This window comes from Actinomadura keratinilytica (genome assembly GCF_039539665.1).
GTDB lineage: Bacteria > Actinomycetota > Actinomycetes > Streptosporangiales > Streptosporangiaceae > Spirillospora > Spirillospora keratinilytica.
The window spans coordinates 1-11569 of sequence record NZ_BAABDO010000162.1 but is presented as its reverse complement, the minus strand read 5'-3'; the positions used below and the strand labels follow the sequence as shown (position 1 = coordinate 11569).

Annotated in this window: 10 protein-coding genes; 9 read left to right on the top strand and 1 reads right to left on the bottom strand. The window is 74.6% G+C overall.

What is annotated here, in order from left to right:
* The 7 genes from ABD879_RS30055 to ABD879_RS30025 form a co-directional block, all read left to right on the top strand.
* Positions 1-2144 (top strand): condensation domain-containing protein (locus ABD879_RS30055; protein WP_345025101.1); only part of this gene is annotated, 2144 nt, incomplete at its 5' end.
* Positions 2141-2962, top strand: coding sequence for a sulfotransferase domain-containing protein (locus ABD879_RS30050; RefSeq protein WP_345025100.1), 822 nt, complete (start codon positions 2141-2143; stop codon positions 2960-2962). The genes ABD879_RS30055 and ABD879_RS30050, both read left to right, overlap by 4 nt.
* 31 nt (positions 2963-2993) lie before the next feature.
* On the top strand, positions 2994-4250 hold the full coding sequence (locus ABD879_RS30045; RefSeq protein WP_345025099.1) for a cytochrome P450: 1257 nt from the start codon (positions 2994-2996) through the stop codon (positions 4248-4250).
* Positions 4251-4261: 11 nt separating this feature from the next.
* On the top strand, positions 4262-5299 hold the full coding sequence (locus tag ABD879_RS30040; protein ID WP_345025097.1) for an ABC transporter ATP-binding protein: 1038 nt from the start codon (positions 4262-4264) through the stop codon (positions 5297-5299).
* Positions 5296-6129 (top strand): ABC transporter permease, encoded by an 834-nt coding sequence (locus ABD879_RS30035; protein WP_345025096.1) that lies wholly within the window; start codon positions 5296-5298, stop codon positions 6127-6129. Before ABD879_RS30040 ends, ABD879_RS30035 begins: the two co-directional genes overlap by 4 nt.
* Before the next feature lie 272 nt (positions 6130-6401).
* Positions 6402-7016: an RNA polymerase sigma factor gene (locus ABD879_RS30030; RefSeq protein WP_345025095.1), complete on the top strand. Its 615-nt coding sequence runs from the start codon at positions 6402-6404 to the stop codon at positions 7014-7016.
* Positions 7013-8131 (top strand): anti-sigma factor family protein, encoded by a 1119-nt coding sequence (locus ABD879_RS30025; protein ID WP_345025094.1) that lies wholly within the window; start codon positions 7013-7015, stop codon positions 8129-8131. The genes ABD879_RS30030 and ABD879_RS30025 overlap by 4 nt, the downstream gene beginning before the upstream one ends.
* Positions 8132-8240: 109 nt before the next feature.
* On the opposite strand, the gene ABD879_RS30020 is transcribed toward ABD879_RS30025, so the two are convergent.
* Positions 8241-8936, bottom strand: a complete 696-nt coding sequence (locus tag ABD879_RS30020) for an LmbU family transcriptional regulator (protein WP_345025093.1) — start codon at positions 8934-8936, stop codon at positions 8241-8243.
* 84 nt (positions 8937-9020) lie between these two features.
* Here ABD879_RS30020 and ABD879_RS30015 point away from each other — a divergent pair, with 84 nt between their 5' ends.
* Both ABD879_RS30015 and ABD879_RS30010 read left to right on the top strand, forming a co-directional pair.
* Positions 9021-9758, top strand: coding sequence for a hypothetical protein (locus ABD879_RS30015; protein WP_345025092.1), 738 nt, complete (start codon positions 9021-9023; stop codon positions 9756-9758).
* 352 nt (positions 9759-10110) lie between these two features.
* A partial coding sequence (locus ABD879_RS30010; RefSeq protein WP_345025091.1) for an AAA family ATPase occupies positions 10111-11569 on the top strand: 1459 nt, incomplete at its 3' end.

Below are 11569 nucleotides of genomic sequence, written 5' to 3'. Positions count from 1 at the left end.
GCCGCGCCGACGACCAGGTGAAGATCCGCGGCTTCCGCGTCGAACCCGCCGAGGTCGAGGTGGTGCTGGCCGCATGCCCCGGCGTGACGCAGGCGGCCGCGGTGGTGTGGGGCGAGCACGAAAAGCGGCGCCTCGTGGGCTATGTCGTGGGCGAGGTGGACGGCTCCGCGGTCCGCCGGTTCGTCGCGGACCGGTTACCGGAGTACATGGTCCCGGCCGCCGTCGTCGTGGTGGAGGCCCTGCCGCTGACGGGCAACGGCAAGGTGGACCGCGACGCGTTGCCCGCGCCGGTGTTCGCGGGCGAAGGCGGACGCCCGCCGGGCTCCCCGCAGGAGGAGATCGTGTGCGGCCTGTTCGCCGAGGTGCTGGGCCTGCCCGCGGTCGGCGCCGACGACGGCTTCTTCGACCTCGGCGGGGACTCCCTGCTGGCCAGGCGCCTGGTGGCGCGGCTGCGCACGGCGCTCGGCACCGACATCGGCATCCGCGACCTGTTCACCCGGCCGACCCCGGCGGAACTCGTCCGGTTCGCGTCCCGGGCCGCGGCGGCCCCGCCGGCGGTCCCACCGCCGCGCCCGCCCGAGCTGCCGCTGTCGTTCGGCCAGGAGCGGATCTGGTCGGCCGCGCGCGAGAGCGGCCTGCGCTTCACGATCCCGCTCGCCGTCCACATGCGCGGACGGCTCGACGTGCCCGCCCTGCGGCTGGCGTTCCAGGACGTGGTGGACCGGCACGAGGCCCTGCGCACGCTGTTCCCCGAAGTCGACGGCCGGCCCCGCCAGCAGGTCCTGCCGCCCGAAGCGGCCCGGATACCGCTGCGCGAGGTGCGGTCGAGCAGGGCGGAGTTCGAGGAGCGGCTGGCCGCCGCCGCGCACGACGACCTCGACCCGTCGGCCGGGCCGCCGATCCGGGCGACCCTGTTCCGGCTCGGGCCCGACGAGCACGCGCTGCTCATCGTCGCGCACCATCTGATCGCCGACGGCTGGTCGATGGGCGTGCTCGCCGCCGACCTGTCCAAGGCGTACGCGGCGCGCCTGGCCGGGACGGACCCGAAGTGGCCGCCGCTGCCGGTGCAGTTCGCCGACTACGCCCTGTGGCAGCGGCGGCTCCTCGGCGACCCCGCCCCCGACGGCGGCGTCCCGGACGGCGCACCGGCCGGGGAGCACCTGGCGTTCTGGCGGCGCGTCCTGGCCGGCATCCCCGAACGCCTGCCGTTGCCGATCCGGCCTCCCCGCCCGCCCCGGCCGCCGCAGCCGCCGTCGCCGTTCAGGCTGCCGGCACCGCCCGCGCAGCCGACCCTGCCCGCACAGCCGACACTGCCGGAGCCGCCGTCGCCCCCCGCGCTGCCCGCACCGCCGACACGGGCGCTGCCGGGGCCGCCGTCGGCGCCGCGGCCGCGCAGGACGCCGGCGCCCCGTCCCGCCCCGGGCGGGGACACCGTGCCGCTGCACGTCGCCCCGCAGATCCACGCCGCGCTCGCCGACCTGGCCCGGCGCGAGCGGGCGACGCTGTTCATGGTCGTCCAGGCCGCCCTGGCGACGCTGCTGCACCGGCTGGGCGCCGGTTGCGACATCCCGATCGGCACGGTGACGGCGGGCCGCACCGACGCCCGGCTCAGCGACGCGATCGGCCTGTTCGCCAACACGCTCGTGCTGCGCACCGACGTGAGCGGCGACCCCGCCTTCGCCGAGCTGGTCCGCCGCGTCCGCGAGGCCGACCTGCGGGCCTTCGCCCACCAGGACCTGCCGCTCGACCCGCTGGTGGACGCGCTGCGGCCCGGCGGCGGCCCCCTGGCCGAGGTCATGCTCGGCGTCGACAACCTGCCCGCGCCGCCCTGGCGGCTGCCCCGCCTGCGGACCAGGCCGCTGCTGCCGGCGGACGGGATCCGGGCGGCCGAGTCCGACCTGGTGTTCCACCTGCGCGCGGCCGCCGGCGGCGAGCCGTCCGGCCTGGACGGGGCGCTGTGGTACTCGACCCGCCGCTTCGACCGGCCCGCGGCCGAACTCCTCGCCCGGGGGTTCGTGCGGGTCCTCCGGCAGGTCGCCGCCGACCCGCAGCAGCGCGTCGGCGGCGTGCACGTCCCGTCCCCGCACGAGACGAACACGCAACCGAGTCCCGAAACCAACTCACGACACCGAGGACGGCCATGACCGAGATCGCCTGGATCGCCTCCTACCCCAAGGCCGGGAACACCTGGCTGCGCTTCATGCTGACCGCCTACCTCAACGACGGGCCCGTGACGTCCATCGACCAGCTGCAGACCGCCGTGCCGGACCTGCACAAGATGCTCGGCGGCGGCGAGACGCTCCCCGTGGGCGACGGCGCCGGCCGGCTCCTCGCCAAGACCCACTTCCTGCCGGACGTCGGCCTCATGCGGCTCTACCGGGAGCAGACCACCAAGGCGGTCTACCTCATCCGCAACCCGCGCGACGTGATGCTCAGCGCGATGCGCCACATGGGCATCCCCCGCACGGACCTGGAGAGCTGCCGCAGGTTCGCCGAGGACTTCATCGCCAACGAGGGGCACTCCTTCTGGCGCGACCACTTCGGCCAGGGGTCCTGGACGACCAACGTGCGCAGCTGGACCGACCGGGACGCGATCCGCACCCACTTCCCGAACATCGAGGTGCTGCCGGTCAAGTACGAGGACATGCGCGCCGACCCCGCCGGATGGCTCCGGCGCATCCTGGAGTTCCTCGACCTGGGGCGGCCGCTCGGCGACGACGTCATCGACAAGGCGGTGGCCAACTCCACCTTCGAGGTGATGCGCGACCTGGAGCGGCGCAGCGCCCTGGACGCCCCCGGGTTCAGCCCGTTCGGCGGGCAGGGCGAGTTCGTCGGCAAGGGCCTGCACAACCAGTCCCTCGACTTCATCGGCCCGGACGTCGAGGCCGCCTACCGGCGGCGGGCGCAGGGCGACGGCGACTTCGCCGCCTGCCTCCGGGAGTTCGGGTACGAGCGCGGCTGACGCCGCGACACGCATGCCGAAGGGAACCCCTATGTCCGAAGCCCCACCCGAGGCCCCCGTCTACGTCCGGCGGGACGGCCTGCGCCCCGTGGCCGAGCTGGACCGCATCCGCGCCGAGGAGCCGATCAGCAGGATCGAGGTGACGCTCGGCCCGGTGCGCCTGCCCGCCTGGCTCGTCGCCCGCCACGAGGACGTGCGCACCGTCTTCGGGGACCACACCCGCTTCAGCAGCGCCATGCTGGGCCCGCCGCCCGGCACCGCCGACGAGCCCGGCGGCGAGCCCGGCGGCGCGCCCGGCGGCGGGCCCGGCGGCGGGGGCGGCGCGCCCGCGGGCCTCGCCGCCGGCCTGCTGCACAGCGACCCGCCCGAGCACACCCGGCTCCGCAACATCCTCAAGGCCGAGTTCACGATGGCGCAGATGCGGCGGCTGGAGCCCCGCGTCCGAGCGATCATCGACGAGCACCTGGACGCCATCGAGGAGCACGGGCCGCCCGCCGACCTGATGGAGGAGTTCGCCCGGCCCGTCCCCCTCGCGGTGATCAGCGAGATCCTCGGCATCCCCTACGCCGACGGCGCCGAGTTCCTGCGCCTCAGCAACCCGCACCTGGACTTCGACAAGGACGAGGCCGAACGCACCGCCGCCGTGATGCAGTCGCACGCCATGCTCCGCGAGCTGGTCCGCGAGCGGCGCAGGGGGCAGGGCGGCGACGGCGGGCTGCTGGCCAGGCTGGTCGCCGAGCACGGCGCGGACTTCTCCGACGACGAGCTGGCCGGAATGGCCGCCCTGATCGTCCTGGCAGGCCACGAGAACATGGCCAACATGCTCGGCCTCGGCACCATGCTGCTGCTCTCCCACCCCGACCAGGCCGCCATCGTCCGCGACAAGCCCGAGGCGGCGGCCACCGCGGTGGAGGAGATCCTGCGCTACATCTCCGTCGTGCCGACCTCCACCCCGCGCACCGCCGTCCACGACGTCACGCTGTCGGGCCGGCTGGTCCGCGCCGGCGAGCTGCTGGTCTGCTCGCTGGTGTCGGCCAACCGCGACGAGGCCCTCGGCGACGGCCTGGCCGACTTCGACGTCACCCGGCCGCCGGTGCCGCACCTGGCGTTCGGGCACGGCATCCACCACTGCCTGGGCGCCGGCCTCGCCCGCATGGAGATGCGGCTCGCCTACCCGGCGCTGCTGCGCCGCTTCCCGGACCTGCGGGTCGCGGTGCGCGAGGAGGACCTGGTGTTCCGCGAGCACTCGGTCAGCTTCGGGCTGCGGTCGCTGCCCGTGACCTGGTGACGGGAGGAACGATGCCCACCGAATCTGTGACCACCGGCTCCGCGGCCCCCGGCTCCGCGACCGCCGGCGCGGCCGCCCCCGACGCGGCGGCCGGCGGGCCCGTCCCGCCCGCCGTCCGCGCCGTGGACCTGCGCAAGACCTACCGGGGGCGCGGGGAACCCGTCGAGGCCGTCCGCGGGCTGAACCTGACCGTGCCGCGGGGGGACTTCTTCGGGCTGCTGGGGCCCAACGGGGCCGGCAAGTCCACCACGATCGGCATGCTGACGACGCTGGTGCGCCCCACGGGGGGACGCGCGGAGGTCCTCGGCCACGACGTCACGGCCGCCCCCGTCGAGGTCAAGCGGCGGATCGGCGTGGTGTCCCAGGGCGGCACCCTGGACCGGGACCTGACCGTCGCGGAGAACCTGGAGTTCCGCGGCCGGTACTTCGGCATGCCGGCCCGCGCCGCGCGCCGCCGCGCCGGGGAGCTGCTGGAGCGGTTCGACCTCGCCGGCCGCCGCGACGCCATGCCGCACCAGCTGTCCGGCGGGCAGCTGCGCCGCGTCATGATCTGCCGGGCCCTCGTGCACCGGCCCGAGATGCTCTTCCTGGACGAGCCGACCGCCGGGCTCGACCCGCAGACCCGGCTCAACCTGTGGGACCTGCTGCGCGAACTGCACGCCGACGGGCACACGCTGCTGCTCACCACGCACTACCTCGAAGAGGCCGAGGCGCTGTGCCGGCACCTCGCCGTGATCGACCGCGGCGAGGTGCTGGCCTGCGACACCGTGGACGGGCTCAAGGCCGCGGTGGACGCCGAGACCGTCGTCACCGTGACCTACGACGGCCCGGTGCCCGAGCTGTCCGGCATCCGCGCGCGGCGCGGCGTCGACCGGGTCGAGCAGACCGGCGGCGGCGTCCGCGTCTTCACCCGCGACGCCGACGGGCTGCTGGGCGAGCTGGTGGCGCTGGGCGCGGCCGCGGGCGCGACGGTCACCGACGCGTCGCAGCAGCGGCCGAGCCTGGAGACCGTCTTTTTGACGCTGACCGGACGGGAGTACCGGGAATGACCGCGATCGAGTACGACGCCCGGCCCACCCGGGCCCTGACCGCCACCGTGGCGCGCGACCTGCGGGTCATGCGCCGCAGCCTGGCGTCCAGCGTCATCCGGATCGTCCTGCAGCCGCTGCTGTTCGCCTTCGTGTTCGCCTACGTCCTGCCGGAGGCCGGGCTGATGGGGAAGGGCACCGTGCCGGGCGACGCGGCGGGCGACACGCCGTTCTCCACCATCCTGGTGCCGGGCCTGGTCGGCTCCACGGTCATCACCCAGTCGCTGATGGCCGTGGTGTTCCCCCTGGTGATGGAGCTGACCCCGCCGTCGTCCATCGAGGACCGGCTGCTGGCCCCGCTGCCGGTCCGGATGATCGCCCTGCAGAAGATCGGTTCGGCGATGGTGCAGGGCCTCATCGGCGGCCTGCTGGTGTTCCCCGCGGTGCTGCTCGTGCACGCCGAGGGCCAGGCGCCCGACGTCCGCGTGGCCGACTGGCTCCTGCTGGTCGCGGTCGTGCTGCTGGGCGCGCTGACCGCGTCCGCCGCCGGGCTGCTGCTCGGCACGCTGCTCAAGCCGCAGCAGACCCAGGTGCTGTTCACCGTCGTCATGCTGCCGGCCATCATGCTCGGCTGCGTCTACTTCCCGTGGGAGGCCCTGGACGAGGTCCGCTGGCTGCAGGCCGTGGTGCTCGCCGACCCCATCGTCTACATGAACGAGGGGCTGCGCGCCGCGCTGACGCCGCAGGTCGCCCACATGCCGACATGGGTGGTCCTGCCGGTCCTCGCCGTCCTCGCGGCGGCCCTGACGGCGCTGTCGGTGCGCGTCTTCACCCGCAAGGTCGCCAAGTAGCACGGCACCGGACGGGCCGCCCGGCCCCTGTCCTCGCCCGCTGTCTGCTCCCGCAGGCGGCGGGCTTTCGCTTTCCCGGGGGCCCGGTGCCCTCCGCGCCCGGGCGGCGCCGGGCCTCGCGTTCGCGGGCGGGTCGTGTGAGGGTCGGCCCTACGACAGGTCCGCTCGCGGGCGGCGTCCGTGCGCGGCGGGGCGAACCGTTCGCCGAGTCGCCGCTACCTACAGGGTGACAGCGGGAGTTCCCGGGAGGTGTACCAGTTGGAGGACACACGGTGGAGCCCATTCGATACGACGCCGGACCTCACCTCGTGATGCTCGGGTCCTCCCAGGCGGAGTCGGCCGAGCGGGACGACCGGGAACTCGTCCCGGCGATCGCGCGCGGGGACCGCGCCGCACTGGTGGCCCTGTACGAGCGGCACGCGGGGGCGGTCCTGTCCCACCTCGTGCTGCTCACCGGCGACCACGGGTTCAGCGAGGAGATCCTGCAGGACACGATGCTGGCCGTCTGGCGCGGCGCCGGGCGGTTCCGGGGCGAGTCGTCGGTGCGGTCGTGGATCATCGCGATCGCCCGCCGGCAGTGCCGGGACCGGCAGCGCCGGCGCAGGCCCGGCCTCGTCGCCCAGGAGGTGCTGGCCGACCGCCCGGCCACCGAGCCGGGGCCGGAGGAGCGGGCCCTGGACCGTATGTCGGCCGAGGCGGTGATGGACCGGATCAAGGACCTCGCGCCGCACCACCGCGAGGTCCTCGGCCTGGTCTTCGGGTCCGGCCTGTCGCTCGCCGAGACCGCGGAGGTTCTGGAGATTCCCGTCGGGACGGTCAAGAGCAGGCTGTCCGCGGCACGGGCCGCACTCATTCGCTCGATGCCCGAAAGGGGGCGCACGTCATGACCAACGCCTCGGCTCACCTGAGCCTCGAAGAGCTCGTCGCCGCGAGCCGTCCGGGCGTGGCGGGGCTCGCCAACCCGCACCTGCAGCAGTGCCCGGACTGCCGGGCCGAGGTGGAGCAGTGGCGCGCGACGGCGCGGGCCGTCCGGCAGGCCGCCCCGATCGCCGCGCCGCCGCCGTACGTCCTGCAGGGCGTGCTCGACGAGATCGACCGGCCGCTGCGCGGCGCGACCGGCCGGCGCGGCCGGCGCGGGGTGCTGCTGCTGGCGGCGGCGGCCTCGGCGGGCCTGATCGCCGCCGCCGGGTACGGGCTGTGGCCGCAGGGCTCCGGCACGGGCCCGGCCCAGACCCCCGCCACCTTCAGCGCCCAGCAGGTGGCCGCGATGGGCCTGCTGACCACAGAGTGCCAGAGCCTGAAGGTGGCCGCGGGGACGCTGCGCTCCAAGGACGGCTCGACCCTGGTGGTGGAGACGGCGGAGGGCAAGCAGGTCAAGGTCGACGCGTCCGCGGCGTCCAGGGTGACCCGCCAGGTCGCCGGCAGCCTGTCCGACCTGTCCGACGGCACGCGCGTCATGGTGCGCGGCGAGGGCGACGAGGCCGGCGAGACCATCACCGCCGAGACCGTGCTCGTCGCCGGCGCGCAGATGAAGCTGCCCAAGCTGCCCGAGGGCATGGGGGCGGGCATCGCCTCGATGATGGCCTCGCGCGGCACGGCCATGGGCACCGTCGGCGACGTCGGCTCCGACGGCTTCACCGTGACGGGCACGGGCGGCACCCGCGTGCGGGTCGCCGCGTCGGGCTCCACCAAGTTCGTCAAGCAGGAGCAGGCGCGGCTGGACCAGCTGGAGGTCGGCAAGTACACCGTCGTCGTCGGGACGCTCAACGGCGACAAGAGCCTGAAGGCCACCACCGTCCAGCAGGACTCGCTGACCAACGGCGCCCGGCCGTCGCTGCGCAACGGGTTCAAGCTGCCCGAGGGGTTCGGCTCCGGCGGCCCCAAGGACCTGCCGAGCCTGCCCGGCAACCTCGGCGACAGGCTGCCCAGGGACCTGTTCTCCGGCCTGGGCTGCGACAGCGAGGCCATCGCCAACACCGCGCTCAACGGGACCGCGCTGTGACGCCGACGGGCAAGAACGCGGCCGAGGGCGGGAACGCGGCGCCGTCCCCGCCCTCGGCCGCCGCTCGGGCTCGGAGCGGGCGGGCTCGCAGTGGTCGGGGCGACCGGGCTCAGGCCGAACGGGCGGAGCGCCCGCCCGCGTCATGCGGCCGGGCGCCGCGCGGCCGGGACGCCCGGCCGCAGCCGACCGCCTCGGCCGTCCCCGCCGGCGGCCGGGCGGCGGCGTCCAGGATGCTGATGATCCACTCGTCGAGTTCGCGTCCCTGGTGGGTGGCGGCCGCCCGCCACTGCGAGAGCCGGTCGTCGTCGACCGGCAGCCGGACGCGCTCCGTGCCGCGGCCGGCCGCCCCGTGCCGCTTGACCGCCGCCCGCAGCCGGTTGCGCGACCAGCCGTACCGCTCCGCCCTGGCCAGCCACTTCTCCTGCTCGGCGGCCGGCAGCGCGGCGACCTCGGCGTGGTGCTGGAAGCTCAGCCGCGGATTGCGCTGCGCGGGGCGGACGCTACCCGCGACCCAGGCGTAGTTCCGCAGCGTCTGGTAATCGAGGGACACCGCTTTCAGAGCGTGCTTGTAGCCGTCCGGAAAGCGTTCCTTCCCGTAGTTCAGCCAGTCTCCCAGCCACCAGAGGGACGGCCGCCCCATCCGGTTCATCCGCAGGGCGATGCGCACCCACTCGTCCAGGTCCAGATCCCCGCGCAGGGACAGCGAGGTCCGCTCCGGCGCCGGTTCCCGGCCGGGCGATAAAGAAGGCGGCTGTTCCTGCTCCCCGAGAGCCGGCTTCCGGGCTCTCCGCGACACACGTGTCATGAGCGCTCCTCAGGCACGGCGGAGGAGATCCGCGCCAATTCGTTGCCGTACGCGAATGCTGCCATACCGTATCCGTCAAGAGAAGTGACCAACATCGTGGACGGCAATTCGAACGCCGGCCCGCACGCCCTCTCCGGGCCGCCGCGCCCGGTCGCCACCTGTGACGGCGCGGCCGCGCTGAGCACCCGCGCGGCCGCCGCCGTGAAATGCGTCGCCCGGAAAATTCATGCGAACCGTCCGCGGACCCGCTGCTACTTACTCGGCGAGGGCGTCGCGCCGGACGTCCACCACCGCGGCGGAAGGAGTCCTGGAGTGCAGAGGTCTCGTATGCGAGTGCTGCCGGCCGTCGCGCTTGCGGCGGTGCTGGCCGTGTCCGCCTGCGGTGGCTCTTCGGAGCAGCCGGCCGCCGCCAAGTCCGCCAACCGCCAGGACCAGATGCTCGCCTATTCCCGCTGCATGCGCCAGAACGGCGTGCCGGATTTCCCCGATCCGGTGAACGGCCAGCTGCAGATTCCGCTGGACGCGGAAGGCTCGCTGGCGCTCAACAGCCCGCAGATGAAGGCCGCGCGGGAGGCGTGCAAAGGGCTGATGACCGGGGTGGTCGACACAGAGAGGACGGTGAGCTCGGAGGACCAGCGGCGGGCGATGGAGTTCTCCCGCTGCATGCGTGAGAACGGCGTGCCCAACATGCCGGACCCGGGGCCGGACGGACGGCTCCAGATCAATCCGGACAAGGACGGGGTGGACATCACCTCGCCGCAGTTCCGGGCGGCGTCGCGCGCGTGCCGGGACCTGCGCCCCACAGAGTTCCCCTCGCCGTGACCCGACGTCTCCCGGCGGGTGCTTCCCCCCGCGCCACCGGTGCCCGGTCCCCCGGCACCGGGCCCGCCGGGAGACCGCTCCGGTCCCCGCCGGGGATTTGACCGGCGGCCCGGCCGGCGCGCCGGCGAATTGTTCCGGCACGCCATTCATTGCCATGTCAACATCTCATGACTTAGAGTAGCCATCGCCTTTACGGACCGAATCTGAAAAACCACATCCCTGGGATTGTGGCGCGATCCGGCCATTGGTACACGGGATTCGGCTGGGTAGCATGCCGTCGCATGGACTCTTCTCGGGGGAGTCGAGGGTCCTCGCATTCACCGCACCTGAAGGAGCGCCCAGGGGCACGGGGATGTTACGAGACCTTGTGGAACGCGACAACGAGTATTCGGTCCTGACCGGCATGGTGGACGCCTGCGCGTCCGGTGCCGGGGGAGTGGTTTTGATCAGCGGTCCCGCGGCGAGCGGGAAGACCGCGTTGCTGCACCGCCTGGCCGCATATGCCGCCACCGTGGACGCGCAGGTGCTGAGCGCCGCCGCGGCGGCCGGCGAAAGTGAAATGCCGCTCGGCGTGTTCGAACAGCTACTGCTCGACGCGAATCTGTCCGCGCCGCCGAATCCCGCCGATCCGCGGCCGGCCGAGGACGGTGTGAAGAGCGTGCTTCCCCGACTGGTCCGCATTCTGCTGTCCCGGGCCAGAAAACAGCCGCTGGTGGTCGTCGTCGACGATGTCCACCATGCCGACCGCGGCTCGTTGGACGGCGTTCTCTATCTGATCAGGCGACTGGAATCCGGCGGTGTCCTGGTGGTGCTCACCCAGAGCACCAGCCATCTCGGCGACCGTCCCGGGCTGCGGGCCGAACTGCCGCACCGGCCGGATTTCCGGCTGCTGCGCCTGGCGATGCTCACCCCCTGCGGGGTGGCCCGGATGGCCGCGGCGGCGATCCCCGAGCGGCGCGCCCGTCCCGACGCGGCGGAGCTGTACCGGCTCAGCGGCGGCAACCCCCTTCTCGTCCGGGCGCTGCTGGACGAGGCGCTGGACGGCCGGACCGGCGGCGCCGCCGGGGACGCCTACCGCCAGGCGGTGACCGTGTGCCTGCACCGGTGCGACCCCGCGCTGCGGCGGACCGCCGAGGCCGTGGCGGTGCTCGGCGGGCGGGCGGGGCGCGCCGAGGTCGCCGAGGTCCTCGGGATCACCCCGGAGGCGGCCGAATCGCGGCTGGCGGGCCTGGCGGAGATGGGACTGGTCGGCCCCGGCGGGCTCCGGCACCCGGCGGCCCGCGAGGCGGTGCTGCGCGGCCTGGACCCGGACCGCCGCGTCCTGCTGGAGACCCGCGCCGTCCGCGTCCTGCACGAACGCGGCGCCCCCAGCACCGTGCTGGCCCCCCACCTGCTGGTGGCCGAGGACGTGGACGCCTCCTGGGCCGTGCCCGCGCTGCTGGAGGCGGCCGAACGGGCCCTGGCCGCCGGCGACGCCGCCCTGGCCCTGGAGTACCTGCGCACGGCCCGGGACGCGGGCCCGGGCCCGGTCACCGCCGACGCGATCAAGGCCGCGACGCTGCGGGCCTCCTGGCGGGCCGACCCGGGGTCGGTGTCCCGGCAGCTGCCCGAGCTCACCGCCGCCGCCCTGGCCCGGCGGCTGCCGCCGGGCGACGCCGTCGCGCTCACCGGCTACCTGCTGTGGTTCGGCCAGGTCGAGCAGGCGCTGGCCGTGCTCGACGTCGCGCAGCGGCGGCCGGCCGGCCGCCCCGGCCCGGTGCCGGCCGACGTCGTCCGGCCGTGGGCGTCCTGCGGCTTCCCGGGGCTGGCGC